The organism is Ancylobacter mangrovi (assembly GCF_024752335.1).
GTDB lineage: Bacteria > Pseudomonadota > Alphaproteobacteria > Rhizobiales > Xanthobacteraceae > Ancylobacter > Ancylobacter mangrovi.
Genome location: NZ_JANTHY010000003.1, coordinates 313,175 through 331,646, shown reverse-complemented (window position 1 = coordinate 331,646; position 18,472 = coordinate 313,175). Strand labels below are relative to the sequence as shown.

The 18,472-nt window shown below is 69.6% G+C and carries 11 protein-coding genes; 3 read left to right on the top strand and 8 right to left on the bottom strand.

Annotated elements, in window-relative coordinates; all coding sequences use genetic code 11:
- The first annotated feature begins 33 nt into the window (after nt 1-33).
- Nucleotides 34-552 carry a DUF3016 domain-containing protein gene (locus tag NVS83_RS11215; RefSeq protein WP_258739384.1) on the top strand — a complete coding sequence of 173 codons (519 nt, stop codon included), beginning with the start codon at nt 34-36 and terminating at the stop codon, nt 550-552.
- Between the two features lie 7 nt (nt 553-559).
- Here the strand turns inward: NVS83_RS11215 and NVS83_RS11210 are convergent, their stop codons facing one another.
- Nucleotides 560-1,996: a sodium:proton antiporter gene (locus NVS83_RS11210; RefSeq protein ID WP_258739383.1), complete on the bottom strand. Its 1,437-nt coding sequence runs from the start codon at nt 1,994-1,996 to the stop codon at nt 560-562.
- A gap of 210 nt (nt 1,997-2,206) precedes the next feature.
- Here NVS83_RS11210 and recR point away from each other — a divergent pair, with 210 nt between their 5' ends.
- Nucleotides 2,207-2,812: a recombination mediator RecR gene (recR, locus tag NVS83_RS11205; protein WP_258739382.1), complete on the top strand. Its 606-nt coding sequence runs from the start codon at nt 2,207-2,209 to the stop codon at nt 2,810-2,812.
- Between the two features lie 4 nt (nt 2,813-2,816).
- Here the strand turns inward: recR and NVS83_RS11200 are convergent, their stop codons facing one another.
- Nucleotides 2,817-3,509: a winged helix-turn-helix transcriptional regulator gene (locus NVS83_RS11200; RefSeq protein ID WP_258732427.1), complete on the bottom strand. Its 693-nt coding sequence runs from the start codon at nt 3,507-3,509 to the stop codon at nt 2,817-2,819.
- 136 nt (nt 3,510-3,645) lie between these two features.
- On the opposite strand from NVS83_RS11200, the gene NVS83_RS11195 reads away from it, so the two are divergent.
- On the top strand, nt 3,646-4,818 hold the full coding sequence (locus NVS83_RS11195) for an acyl-CoA dehydrogenase family protein (RefSeq protein WP_258739381.1): 1,173 nt from the start codon (nt 3,646-3,648) through the stop codon (nt 4,816-4,818).
- Between the two features lie 31 nt (nt 4,819-4,849).
- Here the strand turns inward: NVS83_RS11195 and NVS83_RS11190 are convergent, their stop codons facing one another.
- The 6 genes from NVS83_RS11190 to NVS83_RS11165 form a co-directional block, all read right to left on the bottom strand.
- On the bottom strand, nt 4,850-6,208 hold the full coding sequence (locus tag NVS83_RS11190) for an AmpG family muropeptide MFS transporter (RefSeq protein WP_258739380.1): 1,359 nt from the start codon (nt 6,206-6,208) through the stop codon (nt 4,850-4,852).
- 128 nt (nt 6,209-6,336) lie between these two features.
- Nucleotides 6,337-7,242, bottom strand: a complete 906-nt coding sequence (locus NVS83_RS11185; RefSeq protein ID WP_258732423.1) for a transglutaminase family protein — start codon at nt 7,240-7,242, stop codon at nt 6,337-6,339.
- On the bottom strand, nt 7,239-9,755 hold the full coding sequence (locus tag NVS83_RS11180) for a circularly permuted type 2 ATP-grasp protein (protein WP_258739379.1): 2,517 nt from the start codon (nt 9,753-9,755) through the stop codon (nt 7,239-7,241). Before NVS83_RS11180 ends, NVS83_RS11185 begins: the two co-directional genes overlap by 4 nt.
- A gap of 102 nt (nt 9,756-9,857) precedes the next feature.
- The gene (locus NVS83_RS11175) at nt 9,858-13,169 is read right to left on the bottom strand and encodes a transglutaminase family protein (protein WP_258739378.1); all 3,312 of its coding nucleotides are present in this window, start codon (nt 13,167-13,169) and stop codon (nt 9,858-9,860) included.
- Between the two features lie 386 nt (nt 13,170-13,555).
- Nucleotides 13,556-16,744 (bottom strand): efflux RND transporter permease subunit, encoded by a 3,189-nt coding sequence (locus tag NVS83_RS11170; protein WP_258739377.1) that lies wholly within the window; start codon nt 16,742-16,744, stop codon nt 13,556-13,558.
- Nucleotides 16,745-16,789: 45 nt separating this feature from the next.
- Nucleotides 16,790-18,151, bottom strand: a complete 1,362-nt coding sequence (locus NVS83_RS11165) for an efflux RND transporter periplasmic adaptor subunit (protein ID WP_258739376.1) — start codon at nt 18,149-18,151, stop codon at nt 16,790-16,792.
- Nucleotides 18,152-18,472 lie beyond the last annotated feature (321 nt).

The following is an 18,472-nucleotide window of genomic DNA, read 5'->3' as shown; positions in this document are numbered from 1 at the left end:
AGACTGCGCGCCTCCCACGACCCGGAGGCGCGCATGTCCCCCCGTCCCGCAGCGTTGGTCCTTGCGCTCGCCGCCGCCGGCCTTCTGCCAGCCTTGGCCCGCGCCGAGACGCGCGTGAGCTTCCTCGCGCCGCAGACCTACACCGACGGCAATCTCGGCTGGGGCCCGGTCGACCAGCGCCTCACGCTGGAAGGCCTCGAGCGCATCATCGGCAAGCTGGCGGAGAAGCGGCTGGCGAGCGGCGACGATCTCGACGTCGCGGTGCTGGACATCGACCTCGCCGGCCAGATCAACCCCGTGCGCGCGCCCTCCGGCACGCTGCGGGTGATGCGCGCAGACACCTGGCCCTCGATGCGGCTGCGCTACACGCTGCGGCGCGGCGGCCGGACCCTCGCCCGCGGCGAGGAGACGATCCGCAGCATCGACTATCTGTCGGACCCGTCCACGGTGCGCTCGCTCGATCCGCTGCGCTTCGAGAAGGCGATGCTGGCGGACTGGTTCCGCGCCCGGTTCGGCGGCGCCACGCCGGGCCGCCTCCCGCCCGCGAGCTGAGACCGGCCTACAGGAAGTAGAGCCAGGTCAGCAGCGCGAAGCACGGCAGCAGGAACAGGCACGACCAGGCCATGTAGCCGAAGAAGCTCGGCATGGCGACGCCGCGGCTGCGGGCGATGGCGAGCACCATGAAGTTCGGCGCGTTGCCGATATAGGTCAGCGCGCCCATGAACACTGCGCCGGCCGAGATCGCCTCCAGCGTGGTGGCGTATTTCTCCATCAGCGTCGCCGCGTCGCCGCCGGCGAGGTTGAAGAAGACGAGATAGGTCGGCGCATTGTCGAGGAAGCCCGACAGCAGGCCGGTCATCCAGAAATAGCCGGCGTTGAAGGGCTCGCCCGCCGCCCCGGTGACGAGGGCGACGAGCGGCGAGAGCGCGCCGTCCATGCCCGCCTTGAGGATGGCGATCACCGGAATGATGGTGAGGAAGATGGCGGCGAACAGCTTGGCCACCTCGCGGATCGGCTCCCAGTCGAAGCCGTTGCGCTCGCGGATGAAGGCCGGCGTGATCCACATCGAGATGCCGGCGAAGACCAGTAGCAGCACGTCACGCACGAGCGAGGGCAGCGACAGGTGGGTGCCGAGGATGTTGAACTCGATGCCCGGCTGCCACAGCGCGCTCATCAGGATGGCGGCGATCACGCCGAGGATCAGCGGCAGGTTGCGCAGGCCGCGAAGGCCGAGCCGCTCGGTGTCCGGCGTCGGGTCCTCCTTCGGCGGCAGCTTCTCCTCGCGGGCGTAGAAGTAGCGGTCCAGCAGGTAGAAGCACAGCAGCAGGATGGCGGCGATCAGCGCCGTGTCGTGGAACAGGTGCTCGGTGGTCCAGAAGAAGCCGACGCCCTTCAGGAAGCCGAGGAACAGCGGCGGGTCGCCCAGCGGCGTCAGCGAGCCGCCGATGTTCGACACCAGGAAGATGAAGAACACCACCGTGTGCACATTGTAGCGCCGCTCGTCATTGGCGCGCAGCAGCGGGCGGATCAGCACCATCGAGGCGCCGGTGGTGCCGATGACGCTCGCCAGCACCGTGCCGATCGCCAGCATCACCGTGTTCACCTCCGGGCTGCCGCGCAGGTTCCCGGTGAGCAGGATGCCGCCCGAGATGGTGAACAGCGTGAACAGCAGGATGATGAAGGGCAGGTATTCGAGCAGCGCGGCGTGCACCACCTCGTAGCTCGCGGTGCCGGTGCCGAAGGTGAGGGTGAACGGCACCAGGAAGGCCAGCGCCCAGAACAGCGCCACCTTGCCATAGTGGTGATGCCAGAAATTGCCGGCGAGCAGCGGGACGACCGCGATCGACAGCAGCATGCCGGCGAAGGGAATGCCCCAGGCGAGCGAGAGGGCGGCTCCGTCGATGCCGGCGCCTTCCGCCGCGTGCGCCGGCGCCGCGAATGAAAGAATGGCGGCAAGGAATACGGCGGCACTGGCGGCGGCTTTCGTCGTCGTCATCGGTTCTCCCCGGAGGCTCTCTTATCCGTTGCCTCCCGGTTATCAACGCCCCACCGCGGTGTCGAGCGAAACCGGATTTCACTGCTGGCGATGTGATTGCCCGTCCGGGCGGCCGAACGAGGCGCATGTGAGCGAATGTGGCGCTTGGCGCCGCGCGCCCCGGTGCGCTAGACCGGAACCCGCCGGGTCGTCGCCGGCCGTGAGGATGCCATGCCGCGTGCCGTCGCCGGTCCCGAAATCGAACGCCTGATCAGTCTCCTGGCCCGGGTCCCGGGGCTCGGCCCGCGCTCGGCGCGGCGTGCCGCGCTGCAGCTCATCAAGAAGCGCGAGCAGCTCATGGGCCCGCTGGCGGCGGCGATGGAGGACGTGCTGGGCAAGATCGCGACCTGCCGGGTCTGCGGCAACGTGGACGTGCGCGACCCCTGCTCGATCTGCACCGACGACACACGCGACCCGAACCTGCTGGTCGTCGTCGCCGACGTGTCCGACCTGTGGGCGCTGGAGCGGGCCGGGGCGCTGAACGCGCGCTACCACGTGCTCGGCGGCACGCTGTCGCCGCTCGACGGCATCGGGCCCGACGACCTGAACCTCGCCTCGCTGGTCGGGCGGGTGCACGAGGGCGCGATCAAGGAAGTGCTGCTCGCGCTCGGCGGGACGGTCGACGGGCAGACCACCGCCCATTACGTGACCGATCTGCTGCGCGAGTCGGGGGTGAAGGTCACGCGCCTCGCCCATGGCGTGCCGGTGGGCGGCGAGCTCGACTATCTCGACGAAGGCACCCTCGCCGCCGCCATCCGCGCCCGCACCAGCCTCTAGCCGCTCAGGTCACCCGCCGCGGCTGATGGGCGAAGGGGCTCAGCCCCAGCCATTGCTGCATGGAGCGGGCCAGCGCCGGGTCGCCGTCGATCTCGAGCTCGCCGCTTTCCTCTTCCTTGCGGATGGTGCTCACCCCCATCCAGATCGCCGTCATGGAGCGCAGAGAGCTCGTCACCAGCAGGTCGAGCTGGTGGCCGGGATCGAAATTGCACAGGTCCACCGCGCCGCCCTCGACCACCAGCCACCACCGCTTCTGCGAGGGCGTCAGCTCGGGGTACAGAAACTGTATCGTGCAGCGCCGGGCCGGCATGAGCTGAAGATCGATGTTGCGGCGCATGTCCCACATCAGCAGCGAGGGATCGAGGTTCTTCAGCGACAGCCGCGATTCGATCCAGCTCTGCGCCCAGCTTCCGAGCCCCATGATGAGCGGGCGCAGCTCCTCGCCGGATTCGGACAGGTGATACTCGACCGAGCCGTTGGGCCGGCGCGAGACCGTGATCACGTCGGCCTGCTGCAGCTCCTTGAGCCGCTTGGACAGCAGCGCCGGCGACATCTTCGGCACGCCGCGCCGGAGATCGTTGAACCGCGTGCTGCCGCACAGGAGTTCGCGCAGGACCAGCGTGGTCCAGCGGCTGCACAGGATTTCCGAAGCCATCGCCACCGGACAGAACTGGCCGTAACTGCCGCGCTCTTCCATCTCGACACCTGACCGTCTCGTGCCGCTCCATCGTATCCGATCGGCGGGCGGCGGGAAACGTCGCCAGTACAGTTGCTGAACTGGACCCCACGCCGGTGGCGGCGCGATCCTCGGGCGTCACACCTTGGAGGGTGCCATGTCCCTAAGAACAGTATCGGAAACGCCCCTGTCGCCCATCGATCACCACCCCGAACCGCCCGTCGACGTGGTGGCGATCGCGCACCGCCTGGCGCCGGAGATCGCCGCGCACGCCGCGACGGTCGACCAGGATGAGGTCTTCGTCGCCGAGAACTACGCCCTGCTGAAGAAGGCGGGGCTGCGGGAGGCCGGCGTGCCGCGCGAGCTCGGCGGCGGCGGCGCGGAGATTCCCGCGCTCGCCGAGATGCTGCGCGTGCTCGCCCATGCCTGCGGCTCCACCGCGCTCGCCTTCTCCATGCACACGCACCAGGTCGCCATTCCGGCCTGGCGCTGGCGGCACCAGAAGGTCGCCGCCGTCGAGCCGCTGCTGAAGCGGATCGCCAGCGAGCGGCTGATGCTGCTCTCCTCCGGCGGCTCCGACTGGATCGGCGGCTCGGGCCGGGCCGAGAAGGTGGACGGCGGCTACCGCGTCACCGCCCGCAAGATCTTCACCTCCGGCGCCGAGGCCGGCGACATCCTGATGACCGGGGCCATCCACGAGGATGAGCAGGGCGGCCGTTCCGTCGTCCATTTCGGCGTGCCGATGAAGTCGCCCGGCGTGCATATCGAGGATACCTGGCACACGCTCGGCATGCGCGGCACCGGCTCGAACGACGTGGTGATCGACAATCTGCTCATTCCCGACACCAGCGTCGCCTTCACCCGCAAGGCCGGCGAGTGGCATCCGGTGTTCCAGATCATCGCCACCATCGCGCTTCCGCTGATCTACTCGGTCTATGTCGGCGTGGCGGAGAGCGCGCGCGACATCGCCGTCTCCCTCGCCGCGCGGAAGGCGCAGCCCGACGTCGCCCTCGCCGGGCGGATGGACACGGAGCTGCGGGCGGCCCAGCTCGCCCATCGCTGGATGCTCGACCAGATCGCGCTCAACGCGCCCTCGGCGGACACGGTGAACGAGGTCATGATCGGGCGGACGCTGGTCGCGCAGCACGCCATCAAGGCCGTCGAGTTCGCCATGGAGGTCGCGGGCGGGCAGTCCTTCTACCGCTCGGCGGGCCTGGAGCGGCGCTTCCGCGACATCCAGGGCGCACGCTACCATCCGCTGCAGTCCGGCCCGCAGGCGCTCTATGCCGGGGCGAGCGCACTCGGCCTGCCGACGGCGACGGTGTTCTGAGCGGGGCGGCGGGCGGCGGAAAGACCGGGGCCTACCTGCCCGCGCCGGCCAGTTCGCGGAAATGGCCGCGCGCCTGCAGATAGGCCAGCAGGGCGAGCCCCGGCAGCGCCGCCAGCGCCGTGACGGCGAAGAAGGCGATCCAGCCGGTCTCTTCGGCGATGAAGCCGGCGCCGGAGGCGAGGAAGGTGCGGCCCACCGCCGCCAGCGCCGTCAGCAGCGCATATTGCGTGGCGGTGTGGGCGCGGTCGCCGCACAGCGCGGAGATGTAGGCGACGAAGATCACCGTGCCGATGGCACCGGTGAAGTTCTCGACCACGATGGTGAGCGTCAGCGCACCGAGATCGACCCCGACCCAGGCCTGCCAGGAGAAGACGAGGTTGGAGGCCATCTGCAGCACGCCCGCGATCCACAGGCTGGTGGAAAGCGGCAGCGCCCGCGCGATCATCCCGCCGGCGAAGCCGCCGAGCAGCGCCGCGGCGAAGCCGACGCCCTTGACGATGCCGGCATAGGCCGCCTTGTCGAAGCCGATGTCGATGACGAAGGCCCCGGTCAGCACCCCGGCGAAGGCGTCGCAGAACTTGAACAGCACCACGAAGGCGAGGATGGCGATGGCGCTGCGGCGGGAGAGGAACGCGCCGAACGCGCCCGCCGCCGTCTGCGCGATGCGCCGGAACACGTTCACCTCGTGCGAGATCACCGGCTCGCCCGCCGGCTCCGTCGCCAGCAGCGAGGCGACGAGCCCGACGCCGACCATCAGCGCGGCGGCGAGATAGCCGTAGAACCAGACATCCGCATGCGGCGCGCCGAGCACCTCGAACCACGCCACCAGCAGCACGACGCCCGCGCCCGAGGCCAGCATGCCGACCCGGTAGGCGGCGACGTAGCCCGCCATGCCGGCCGCCTGCTCGCGCGTCTCGAGGCTCTCGACGCGGAAGGCGTCCACCACGATGTCCTGCGTCGCCGAGGCGGTGGCGACCAGCAGCGCCCCCAGCGCGACGTGCCAGGGCGCCAAGACCGGATCCTGGAAGCCGAGCCAGGCGATGGCGACCGCGAGCAGCAATTGGGTAAAGACCAGCCAGCCGCGCCGACGCCCGAGCCACCGCCCGAGCAGCGGCACGTCGAGCGCGTCGACCAGCGGCGCCCAGACGAACTTGAAATTGTAGGGCACGCCGACCAGCGCGAAGAGGCCGATCGTGCCGAGATTCACCTTCGCCTCGGCCATCCAGATGGTCAGCGTCGCGCCCGACAGCGCCAGCGGCAGGCCGGAGGAGAAGCCGAGCAGGATGACGATGAGCACCCGCGGGCGCAGATAGACCGCGAGACTGGCGAGGAAGCCGTCATCCTCCTCGGCTGCGGCGGGCCGTGCGTCCTGCGGGGCGGCTTCGGTCATGGCGGCTCGCGCTCTGTCGCCGGGCGCGCCGCGCCGGGGCGATTCGGGTTTCCTGCTCGTCTATGTCTAGAGCGCTTTGGTGTCCGGTTGAATCGCGAATGCGCTCCCCACGCCAGACGACGGGCGCGTCAGACCACGGGCGCGCTCGCGTCCGGCATGTCGATCGGGATCACGTCGACCGCGACGTCGAGCTTCTGCCGGCCCGAGCCGAGCAGCACGCCGCCGATGGGGGCGACATCGGCATAGTCGCGCCCGACCGCCAGCACGACATGGTCGGTCGAGACCAGCAGCGCGTTGGTGGGATCGAGCCCCTGCCAGCCGATCTCCGGCCCGCACCACACCATCACCCAGGCATGGGTGGCGTCGGCGCCCTGCAGCCGCTCCTCGCCCGGCGGCGGCTCGGTGCGCAGGAAGCCGCTGACATAGGCCGCCGGCAGGCCGAGCCCGCGCAGCCCCGCGATCATGATGTGCGCGAAGTCCTGGCACACCCCGGCGCGCATCTCGAACGCCTCCAGCGCGGGCGTGGAGACGTCGGTCGCGCGCGAATCATAGGTGAACTCGTCATGCAGCCGGTGCATCAGCTCGATCGCGGCGGCCAGCATCGGCCGGCCGGCGGCAAAGCTCTGCGCCGCCCAGTCGGTGATCGGCGGGCTGAGCACCACGGCGGGGCTGGGATAGATGTGATGGGCGGGCGAGGCGGCGGTGAGGTCGTCGCTCGCGGCCGCCATCTCGCGCACCTCCTCCCAGGCGGGGGAGGCCTCCGGCTCGCGCGCCGGCTCCGGCTCGACCAGCACCCGCGCGCGGGTGTGGACCTTGAAGTCGGTATGGGGCGTGTCGATGCGGATGTGCAGCGTCTTGTTGCCGAAGAAGTCGCGCGTCTCGGTCCATTCCGTCGGCTCGGGCTCGACGCTGATATGGCTGACGATCACCCGCTGGCGCGCCCGCTCGACCGGCACCATGCGCACCACGTGCCGCGCCACCGGCACCGGGTGGGCGTAGGAATAGGCGGTGGTCTGGTGAATGTCGTACATCATGCCATGAGGTCCCACGGCGTCTCCACCGGCGAGTGGTGGATGAAATAGCGCTCCGCCACGTCGTTGGAGAGCTCCATGAGCTGGCCCTCGAGCTGGCGCAGCCGCTCGTCGTCGAACTCGCCGGCGTCGAACGCCTTCATCGAGGCGACGAGGCGCGCGGCGAGGCGCTCCTCCGGCGGGGGCGGCTCGTCGCCCAGATGCCCCGGCAGCGCGTCGAGATGCGCCATGATGGCGTCGATCTGGAACGCCAGCGCACGCGGATTGACCGGGTCCAGCAGCACCAGGTCGAGCACCGGCGCGCGGCTTTCCACCATCACGTAGCGCGAGCGATAGGTGATCTGGCTGTCGCACAGTTCCAGCAGCACGTCGAGCGTGCCGGCGGTCGGGCTCTCGCCGACCAGGGCGCGGGCGAAGCGGCAGGTGGCGATGCCACGCTCGATGCGCCGGCCGAGATCGAGGAAGCGCCAGCCGGCCAGCCGGTTCATGTTCTCCGAGGCGAGGCCGGAGAAGGCGGCGAGCGCGCGCAGTGCCCGGTCGGAGCGCTCATAGGCGTCGGCCTGGGCGCTGCCGGCGGCGGGCACCGGCTCCTGCGTCATCGCCACCAGGTCGGCGAGGGTGCGCCAGGCGTCGGGCGAGAGGCGGTCGCGGATCACGGCGGCGGTCTGGCGCGCCGCGTCGATGATGTTGGGCAGAGCGCCCGGCAGGTCGCTGCGGGTCAGCGCCGCCAGCGCGTGCCGCGCCGGGCGGGTGCGGGCGAGGTCCTCGGGGATCGAGCCCCAGGACTGCAGCAGGCTGATCAGCTTGGTGACCGAGGCCCCGCCGCCCTCGGCCGAGGAGGAGAGCCGGCCGACCAGCGTGCGCAGCAGCCGCAGCGTGGTCTCGGCGCGCTCCAGATAGCGCCCCAGCCAGTAGAAATTGTCGGCGGCGCGGCTCGGCAGCGGCCCGGTCTGGCGCCTGATCTCGCTCTGCCCGGTCTTGGTCAGCAGCGTGATCTGGTCGGTGGGATGGCCGTCCAGCACCCAGACGTCGGCGGAGCGCCCCCCGCTCTGCATGGTGACGGCGCGCGCGTCGAGGCTGTCGGAGACGCGGCAGAAGCCGCCGGGCATCACCTTCCAGCCATTCTCGGTCGCGGCGACGAAGATGCGCAGGATGAAGGGGCGCGGCTCCAGCCGCCCGTTGCGCCAGACCGGCATGGTGGAGAGCTGCACCGCCTCCTGCCCGACGATGTCGACGCCGCGGGTGCGGATCGCGGTCTCGATCGCCGCGCGGCGCTTGGGATCGAGGTCGGCGCCGATCACCGAGCCGGTGTCCATCAGCCCGCGCAGCGGACGCTGGAACGCCGGCGACAGCACCAGGTCGTCGAGCGTGTCGAGCACGCGCTCGCGCTCGGCCTTCTGGCCGCACCACCAGGTGGCGACGTTGGGCAGATCGAGATCCTCGCCCAGCACCTGGCCGCCGAGGCGCGGATAGAAGCCCATCATCGCCGGCGCCTCGACGAGGCCGGCGCCGACCGCGTTCGCCACCGCGACGCCGCCCGAACGGATCGCCTGCACGAGGCCGGGAATGCCGAGCCGCGAGCGCGGGTTGAGCTCCAGCGGGTCGCAGAAGTCGGAATCGAGGCGGCGCAGCAGCACGTCGACCCGCTTCAGCCCGGCGACGGTGCGCACATAGACCACATTGTCGCGCACCGTGAGGTCCTCGCCCTCCAGCAGCACGAAGCCGAGATAGCGGGCGAGATAGGCGTGCTCGAAATAGGTCTCGTTGAGCGGGCCGGGCGTGAGCAGCCCCACTCGCCCCTCGCCCGAGCGGTCGAGCCGGGTCAGCCCGGCGCGCAGCGCCTGGAAGTAGCCGGCGAGGCGCACCACGTTCAGCGAGCGCGCCAGCTCCGGCAGAGCGCGGGCGATGGCGATGCGGTTCTCCAGCGCGTAGCCCGCGCCCGAGGGCGACTGGGTGCGGTCCGAGAGCACCCACCAGCGCCCGTCCGGCCCGCGGCCGAGATCGGCGGCGTAGATCCGCAGGAAGCTGCCGCCATGCGGGTCGACCCCGACCATGGGGCGCAGGAATTCCGGGCTGCCGGCCACCACCGCCGCCGGCAGCGCGCCCGAGCGCACGAGATTGGCCTCGCCATAGAGGTCCGCCAGCACGCCCTCGAGCAGCTGCGCGCGCTGGATCAGGCCGCGCTCCAGCGCCCGCCATTCCTCCCCGTCGATGACGAGCGGCAGGTGCGACAGCGGCCATGGCCGCTCGCCGCCATTGGGATCGCCATAGACGCGGTAGAACACGCCGGAGCGGTAGAGCTGGCGGTCGGCGGAGGCGAAGCTGCGATTGACCTCGTCGACGCCCATCTCGGCCAGCGAAGCGAGCAGCGACGTCCAGTGCGCGCGCGGGCGCCCGTCCGCGTCGATCAGCTCGTCATTGACCCCGGGCAGCGGCTGGTAGCCGGCCAGCAGCGCGTCGACCGCTTCCTCCTCGAAGCGGCGCGTGCGCACCCGGGGGTCATTGCGTCGTCCCATCCGTCCCTCACACCACGCCCGGGGTCCGCCGCCGGCCGGCCGCGCGGGCGGCGGCGGGCGTGCGAGGGACCAGGGGCGCTCACGCTTTCCTGCCGCCAGCCGTCAGATGTTGGCCGGGCGCCGCAGGTCGAGCGTGGCGGGGAACTCCGGCGTCGGCTCTTCCGGCGGAACGAACAGGTAGCCGGGAGTGTGGCCGTAATCTTGGAAACGCGCCAGACGCCGCGCCTGCGCCTCATAGGAATTCACCGGGAAAGTCTCGTAATTGCGCCCGCCCGGATGCGCCACATGGTAGACGCAGCCTCCCAGCGAGCGGTTCGACCACAGATCGACGATGTCGAAGGTGAGCGGGGCGTGCGCCGGAATGGTCGGGTGCAGGCCGGAGGCCGGCTGCCACGCCTTGAAGCGCAGGCCGGCGACGTATTCGCCGAAGCGCCCGGTCGGCACCAGCGGCAGGCGGCGGCCGTTGCAGGTGACGACGTGGCGGATCGGGTTCAGCCCCTCGACCCGTGCCTGCAGCCGCTCGACCGACGAATCGACGAAGCGCACCGTGCCGCCGACCGCGCCCTCCTCGCCCAGCACGTGCCACGGCTCCAGCGCCTGGCGCAGCTCCAGGCTCACCCCGCCATGCTCGACCTGGCCGAAGAAGGGGAAGCGGAACTCGCGCTGCGCCTCGAACCACATCGGGTCGAAGCGGTAGCCGGCGCGGCCGAGATCATCGAGCACGTCCATGAAGTCGGACCAGACGAAATGCGGCAGCATGAAGCGGTCGGCAAGCGCGGTGCCCCAGCGGGCCAGCGGCCCGTCCTGCGGCTCGCGCCAGAACCAGGAGATGAGCGCGCGCAGCAGCAATTGCTGGGCGAGGCTCATGCGCCAGTCCGGCGGCATCTCGAACGAGCGGAACTCGACCAGCCCCAGCCGGCCGGTCGGCCCGTCCGGCGAGAACAGCTTGTCGATGCAGATCTCGGAGCGGTGGGTGTTGCCGGTGACGTCGGTCAGGAGGTTGCGGAACAGCCGGTCGACCAGCCAGGGCGGGGGCGCCTGCCCGGTGCCCGGGGCGGGCACGTTGGCCATGGCGATCTCGAGCTCGTAGAGGCTGTCGTGCCGGGCCTCGTCGATGCGCGGCGCCTGGCTGGTCGGGCCGATGAACAGGCCGGAGAACAGGTAAGACAGCGCGGGGTGGCGCTGCCAGTAGATGACGAGGCTCTTGAGGAGGTCCGGCCGGCGCAGGAACGGGCTGTCCGCCGGGGTGGCGCCGCCCACCACCACGTGGTTGCCGCCGCCGGTGCCGGTGTGGCGCCCGTCGACCATGAACTTCTCGGTACCGAGCCGGGACAGCCGCGCTTCCTCGTAGAGGTCGCGGGTGATCTCGACACAGGTCTTCCAGTTCGAGGCCGGGTGCACGTTGACCTCGATCACGCCGGGATCGGGCGCGACGCGGATCACGTTGAGCCGCGGGTCGACCGGGGGCGTGTAGCCCTCGATATGGACGGGAAGCTTCAGCTCGCCCGCCGTGACCTCGATCGCGGCGAGCAGCTCGAGATAGTCCTCCAGCCGCTCCGTGGGCGGCATGAACACGCAGAGCCGGCCGTCGCGCGGCTCGACCGCGAGCGCGGTGCGCACCGAGCCGGTCCCGGTCAGCACCTGGTCGACCTGGTCCTGCTGGTTGTCGTCCACCGAGGTGCGGCGATAGAGCTGGTGCAGCGTCTCCGCGTCCGGCAGATCGCCGGCGATGGCCATCGGGTCGGCCGGGTTGACATAGGGATAGGCGGCCGGCGGAACCCAGGGCAGGCTCGCCAGCGGCAGCCGGTAGCCGACCGGCGAATCGCCCGGCATAAGGAACAGCTTGCCGCGCCGGAACCGCCACTTCTCGCTGATCCAGCTCCGCTTGGAGCGGCTCTGCCAGCGCTGCACCGGCAGCACGTAGCCGGTCGGCCGGCCGAGGCCGCGCTCGAACACGCGCATCAGCCGGGCGCGCGCCTCGGGATCCTCCAGCTTGGAATCGAGCGCGTCGACATTGTCGGGCAGGTCGCCTTCCTTCAGCACCCAGTGCGCCGGGTCCTCATAGGCCGGCGTGGCATAGGTGTTGCCGATCCCCAGCCGCTCGGACAGGCCCTCGGTGAAGAGGCGCGCATCCTCCACCGTGGCGGTGGCGAGGCTTTCATTGGCGATGAGGTCGGCATCGCGCCAGATCGGCTTGCCGTCCTTGCGCCAGTAGAGCGAGAAGGTCCAGCGCGGCAGGCTCTCGCCCGGATACCACTTGCCCTGGCCGTAATGCATCATGCCGCCGGGCGCGAAGCGCTTGCGCACGCGGCGGATCAGGTCGTCGGCGCGCATGCGCTTGGTGGGGCCGACGGCGGAGGTGTTCCACTCCGCGCCCTGGTAGTCGTCGATCGAGATGAAGGTCGGCTCGCCGCCCATGGTGAGGCGCACGTCCTGCGCCGCGAGGTCGGCGTCGACCCGGTCGCCGAGCGCGTCGAGCGCCGCCCAGGCGTCGTCCGAGAAGGGCAGCGTGACGCGCGGCTTCTCCGCCACGCGGGTGACCCGCATGTCGAACTCGAAATCGGTGCGGGTGTCCTCGTCGGCGGCATAGGAGCCGGCGATCGGCGCCGCCGAGGCGAAGTTCGGGGTGGCGCAGAGCGGGAGATGGCTCTCCCCGCACAGCAGGCCCGAGGTCGGGTCGAGGCCGACCCAGCCGGCGCCGGGCAGATAGACCTCGCACCAGGCGTGGAGGTCGGTGAAGTCGACCTCGGTGCCGGTCGGTCCGTCGAGCGCCTTCACGTCCGGCTTGAGCTGGATCAGGTAGCCCGACACGAAGCGCGCCGCGAGGCCGAGCCGGCGCAGGATCTGCACCAGCAGCCAGCCGGAATCGCGGCAGGAGCCGGCGGCGAGATCGAGCGTCTCGTCCGGCGACTGCACGCCGGGCTCCATGCGGATGAGATAGCTCACGTCCGACTGGAGCTGCTGGTTGAGCTTGACCAGATAGTCGACCGTAGCGTCGCCCTCGGCGGGGCGCACCTTCTCGACATAGGCGTCGAGCAGCGGGCCGCCATCCTCCGCCTCGAGATAGGGGATGAGCTCCTTGGCGAGCGCGGCGGGATAGACGAAGGGCAGCGTCTCGGCGAATTCCTCGACGAAGAAATCGAACGGGTTGTAGACCGTCATGTCCGCGATCAGGTCGACCTCGATGCGGAACTCGGTCGCCTTCTCGGGGAAGACGAAGCGGGCCATCCAGTTGCCGAACGGGTCCTGCTGCCAGTTCACGAAGTGATTGGCGGGCGTCACCTTCAGCGAATAGCTCTTCACCGGGGTGCGGCAGTGCGGTGCCGGGCGGAGCCGGATGATCTGGGGCCCAAGCGCGACCGGGCGGTCGTACTTGTAGCTCGTGACGTGATGCAGGCTCGCAAAGATTGTCATAGGCACCCACTGGACTTCAGGACCGCGGCGCGGCGACGAAGCTTAGGAGCACCCGGTCGCGGAACCAACACGCCCGGAAGCGAACGCACGAATCGTGCCGCAATCCGGCCACAGGCCGCCGCGCGGCCGGCACGGCACCGGCGGCGCCGGCGGTCGGGATCGGCCCGTCGCTCGCCCAGAGTTTCACCACCCTGATGCCGCAAATTGAGGCGAAGCGGCATCAAGCGGGAAGCACCGTCGCGGCAAAGGCCGGGCGGGAGACCCAGCCCACGGCGAGCGGCAGGTCCGCCCTGCCGCGAGCTTCGCGCGAACCCGTCCGTGCCGGGCACTTCGAAGCCGTGCACGTCGAAGCTGGGCCCTTCCGGCCCGGCGTGCGATCCCCGGCCTCAGGCCGTCGGCGTCGCCTCGCCCGCGGCCGGGCCCTCATGCGCGGGCGCCGCGGGGGTCTTGCCCTTGCGGCCGGCCCGCCATTCCTCGAAGCGCTGGAACACCGTGTAGAAGGACGGCACGAACAGCACCGCGAGGCAGGTCGAGGCCAGCATGCCGGAGAACACCGCGATGCCGATCGACTTGCGCGAATTGGCGCCGGCGCCGGTCGCCAGCACCAGCGGCAGCACGCCGAGGATGAAGGCGAAGGAGGTCATCAGGATCGGGCGGAAGCGCAGCCGCGCCGCCTCCACCGCCGCGTCCATGATCTCCATGCCCTCGGCCCGTTTCTCGCGCGCGAACTCGACGATCAGGATCGCGTTCTTAGCCGATAGTGCGATCAGCAGGATGAGGCCGATCTGGGTGTAGAGGTTGTTGGCGATGCCGATCGCGGTCAGCGCGCCGACCGTGCCGAGCAGCGCCAGCGGCACGGCGAGCAGCACCGAGAGCGGCTGGATCCAGCTCTCATACTGGCCGGCGAGCACGAAGTAGACCAGCAGGATGGCGAGGCCGAACACGAAGTAGACCTCGTTGCCGACCGCTTCCTCCTGATAGGACATGGCGCTCCAATTGTAGCCCATGCCGCGCGGCAGGGTCTGCTCGGCGACCTGGCCCATGATGTCCAGCGCCTGGCCGGAGCTGAAGCCCTGTGCCGCGCCGCCGACGATGGTGGAGGCCGGGTAGAGATTGTAGAGCGTGATCAGCGGCGGGCCGAACATCGGGCGCACCTTGGCCAGCGTGCCGATCGGCACCATGTTGCCGGCGGGGGTGCGGATCTTGAGGTTCAGGATCTCCTCCGGCGTGCGCCGGAAGCCGGATTCGGCCTGGATATAGGCCTGGAAGGTCTGGCCGAAATCGTTGAACTGGGTGACGTAGGTCGAGCCGACATAGCCCTGGATGGTCGAGAACACCTGCCCGACGGTGACGCCCAGCGTCTCCGCCTTGACGCGGTCGATCTCGAGGAAGAGCTGGGGCACGTTGGCGCGGAACGAGGTGCTCAGGCGCTGCAGCGCGGACTGGCTCGAGGCGTTCTTGACGATCTGCTGGGTCACGCTCTGCAGCTCAACGAAGTCGAAGCTGCCGTCCTTCGATTCAATCATCTGGGTGAAGCCGGAGGCGTTGCCGATGCCCTGGATCGGCGGCGGCACCAGCACGAAGGTCGAGGCGTCGGTGACCTTCTCCAGCTCCTTGCTTAGCGTCTCATAGATCCACAGCAGACCCTCGCCCTTCTTGTCGCGCTCGTCCCAGCCCTTGAGCATGACATAGGCGACGCCGGCATTGGGCAGGGTGGCGTTGTTGTCGAGCACCGAGATGCCCGAGATCGCGAGCACGTCCTGCACGCCGGGCGTCTTCGAGACGATGTCGGAGATCTCCTTCATCACATCGTCGGTGCGCTGCAGCGAGGCGGCGTCCGGCAGCTGCGCGCCGATCAGCACATAGCCCTGGTCCTCGGTCGGCAGGAAGCCGGTCGGCACCCGCGTCAGGCCCCAGATGGCGATGCCGATCAGCACCAGCGCCACCGAGACGGTGATGTAGCTCACATGCACCATGCGGCTGATGAGATGGGCGTACCAGCGCTCGGCGACGTCGTAGACCGCGTTGAAGCCGCGATAGAAGAAATTGCGCTTCTCCGGCGGCACCGGCGGGCGCAGCCACAGCGCGCACTGCGTCGGCTTCAGCGTCATCGCGTTGATGGCGGAGATGAAGGCCGTCGCGGCGATGACGAGCGCGAATTGCTGGTAGAGCTGGCCTGTCAGGCCCGGCATGAAGGCCGCGGGTATGAACACCGACATCAGCACCAGCGTGATGCCGATGATCGGGCCGAACAGCTCGTCCATCGCCTTCTCGGCCGCCTGCCGGCCGGGCAGGCCCGCCTCGATGTGGCGCGCCACGCCCTCCACGATGACGATGGCGTCGTCGACCACGATGCCGATGGCGAGCACGATGGCGAACAGCGTCGACAGGTTCACCGAGAAGCCCATCGCCGCCATGGCCGCGAAGGTGCCGATGATGGTGACCGGCACCGTGGTCGCCGGCACCAGCGTCGCGCGCCAGTCCTGCAGGAAGACGAGGATGACGATGAGGACGAGGATGCCCGCCTCGAACAGGGTCTTGTAGACCTCGTCGATCGAGGCGGTCACGAACACCGTGGTGTCGAACGGGATCTGGTAGGCGAGGCCGGGCGGGAAGTTCTTGGCGAGCTCGGCCATCTTCGCCCGCACCTCGGTCGCCACCTGGAGCGAGTTCGCCTCCGGAAGCTGGTAGATGCCGAGCGCGGCGGCGGGCTTGCCGTTGAAGGTGAAGGTCTGGCTGTAGGTCTGCGAGCCGAGCTCGACCCGCGCCACGTCGCGCAGCCGGGTGATGCGCCCGCCATCCTCGTTGCTCACCTTGACGATGATGTTCTCGTAGTCGGCGGCGTCGTTCAGCCGCCCGGCGACGGTGAGCGTGTACTGGAAGTTCTGCCCCTTCGGCACCGGCGGCATGCCGACCACGCCGGAGGCGACCTCCTGGCTCTGCTGCTGGATCGCGTCGATCACGTCCTGCGGGGTCAGCCCGCGCGACTGCAATTCGTCCGGGTTGAGCCAGACCCGCATCGCGTATTCGCCGGCGCCGAACACGTTGACGTTGCCGACGCCGTCGAGGCGGGCGATCTCGTTCTGCAGGTTGATGATGCCGTAATTGGCCAGGAACAGGCTGTCATAGGAGCCGTCCGGCGAATAGAGCGCGACGAACTGCAGGATCGCGGTCGATTTCTTCTGCGTCGTCACGCCTTGGAGCTGCACCGCCTGTGGCAGCGAGGCCATGGCGATGGCGACGCGGTTCTGCACCAGCACCTGCGCGAAGTCGGGATCGGTGCCGATGGCGAAGGTGATGGTGAGCGTGTAGGTGCCGTCCGACGCGCTGGTCGACTGCATGTAGAGCATGCCCTGCACGCCGTTGACCTGCTGCTCGATCGGCAGGGCCACCGTGTCCACCAGCGTGCGCGCGCTGGCGCCCGGATAGCGCGTCGTCACCTGGACGGTCGGCGGCACGACGTTCGGGTACTGCGCGACCGGCAGCTCGATCAGCGCCACCGCGCCGATCAGCACGAACACCAGCGCCAGAACGTTCGAGAGAACCGGCCGTTCGATGAAGAAGCGTGAGATCATGGCTCTGACCTTCGGTGCGGGCGTGCCGGGGGCGAGGCCCTCGGATCAGGGCGCGGATTTCGCGGGCGACTGGTCGGCAGGCGATGAATCAGAGGGCGCGGAGCCGGAAGGCGCCGTGCCGGCCGGCGCGGACTCCGCCGGTTTGGCATCCGCGGGCTTGCCGGCATCCGAAGGCGTTCCATCCGCAGGCTTGCCGTCCGCACCGTTCGCCGGCTCGGGCGTCGCCGCGACGAGATCGGCCGGGGCCTTCGGCGGCGGCTGCATCTGCGGGTCGACCTTCGAGCCCGGCGTGGCGCGCTGGATGCCGCCGACCACGATGTGGTCGTCCACTGTCAGGCCGGATTCGACCACCCGCAGGTCGCCAATCTGCTGGCCGGTGGTGATGACCTTCTGCTGGACCACATTGTCCTTGTCGACCACCAGCACGTAGCGGCCCTGCTGGGCGTCGCTGATCGCGGTGTCCTCGACCAGCAGCGCGTCCGGGATCTTCTGCACCGGAATGCGCACGCGCACGAACAGGCCCGGCAGCAGAGCGAGGTTCTTGTTGTCGAAGATGGCACGCACCAGCAGCGTGCCGGTCGAGGGATCGACCTCGGGCGAGACGTAGTCCAGATGGCCCTTGTGCGGGTAGCTGGTGCCCTCGTTCTGCAGGCCGATGTCGATCTCGACCTCCTTCACCTGCTCGATGGTGCGCCCGGTGGCGGCCAGCGCCTGCTTGATCCGCAGCACCTGGTTCTCGCTCAGGCTGAAATAGGCGTAGATCGGGTCCATCTGCACGATGGTGGCGAGCTTGGTGGGCTCGCCATGGCCCACGAGCTGGCCGACATCGGCGAGGTGGCGGGTGACGATGCCGTTGAACGGCGCCACCACGTTGGTGTAGCCGAGATTGATGGTGGCGATCTCGATATTGGCCTTGGCCGCGTCGACCGACGCCTGCGCCTGCTCCATCGCCGCGCGCGCCTTGTCGACCACCGCCTGGGACGAGAAGTCCTGCTGGCCGAGGGTGGACTGGCGCTGATATTCGGCCTGCGTGTTGGTGAGCTGGGCCTGGGCCGAGGCAAGCTGCGCCTTGGACTGGTCGAGATCGGCCTGGTAGGTGTCCTGCTGGATCAGGAACAGCCGGTCGCCCTTCTTCATCACCGCGCCGTCCTTGTAGTCGATGGCGGTGAGGAAGCCCTCGACGCGGGCGACGAGATCGACCGTGTTGATCGAGGCGGTGTTGCCGGTGAGCTCGAGATAGCGGGTGACGGGATGCGCCAGCGGCGTGGTCACCGTGACCTGGGGCGGCGGCGGGGCGACGTACTTGTTCTCTTCCGAGCAGGCGGCGAGCGCTCCCGCGGTCGCCACGACCACGATCGCTCCCAGCCAACGGCACCGCAGACCGGACCGACGTGCGCTCGGATTCATCCCGTTTTCCCCATGCCTGGCAATTCCGCGCTGGAAATATACCGGCGGCACTAGGCTTGTCTACCGCCGTGGAACGGCTTTATCGCTCAAGTAAAATCCAAGTTTATCCTTGCATAGTGTTGTATGGGTCACGCTTCTCCCGGCCGCGGGCCCGCGCACCCGTCCTTCCCCGTCCCGGCTGCCGGCGGCGGGGCATCGTCGGGCGCGCCCGTCCCCGACGATGCCCTTATGGCATGACGTTGCGGCGGACTGACGGCGCAATCGGGTTGATTTGGCCGGCGCAGCCACTAGGCTCGCGCTGCGGCGGACGCTATTGCAATC

Coding starts and splice junctions, on each gene's coding strand:
- NVS83_RS11215 (WP_258739384.1), top strand. CDS start 34: ATGTCCCCCCGTCCCGCAGCGTTGGTCCTTGCGCTCGCCGCCGCCGGC.
- NVS83_RS11210 (WP_258739383.1), bottom strand. CDS start 1,996: ATGACGACGACGAAAGCCGCCGCCAGTGCCGCCGTATTCCTTGCCGCC.
- recR (WP_258739382.1), top strand. CDS start 2,207: ATGCCGCGTGCCGTCGCCGGTCCCGAAATCGAACGCCTGATCAGTCTC.
- NVS83_RS11200 (WP_258732427.1), bottom strand. CDS start 3,509: ATGGAAGAGCGCGGCAGTTACGGCCAGTTCTGTCCGGTGGCGATGGCT.
- NVS83_RS11195 (WP_258739381.1), top strand. CDS start 3,646: ATGTCCCTAAGAACAGTATCGGAAACGCCCCTGTCGCCCATCGATCAC.
- NVS83_RS11190 (WP_258739380.1), bottom strand. CDS start 6,208: ATGACCGAAGCCGCCCCGCAGGACGCACGGCCCGCCGCAGCCGAGGAG.
- NVS83_RS11185 (WP_258732423.1), bottom strand. CDS start 7,242: ATGATGTACGACATTCACCAGACCACCGCCTATTCCTACGCCCACCCG.
- NVS83_RS11180 (WP_258739379.1), bottom strand. CDS start 9,755: ATGGGACGACGCAATGACCCCCGGGTGCGCACGCGCCGCTTCGAGGAG.
- NVS83_RS11175 (WP_258739378.1), bottom strand. CDS start 13,169: ATGACAATCTTTGCGAGCCTGCATCACGTCACGAGCTACAAGTACGAC.
- NVS83_RS11170 (WP_258739377.1), bottom strand. CDS start 16,744: ATGATCTCACGCTTCTTCATCGAACGGCCGGTTCTCTCGAACGTTCTG.
- NVS83_RS11165 (WP_258739376.1), bottom strand. CDS start 18,151: ATGAATCCGAGCGCACGTCGGTCCGGTCTGCGGTGCCGTTGGCTGGGA.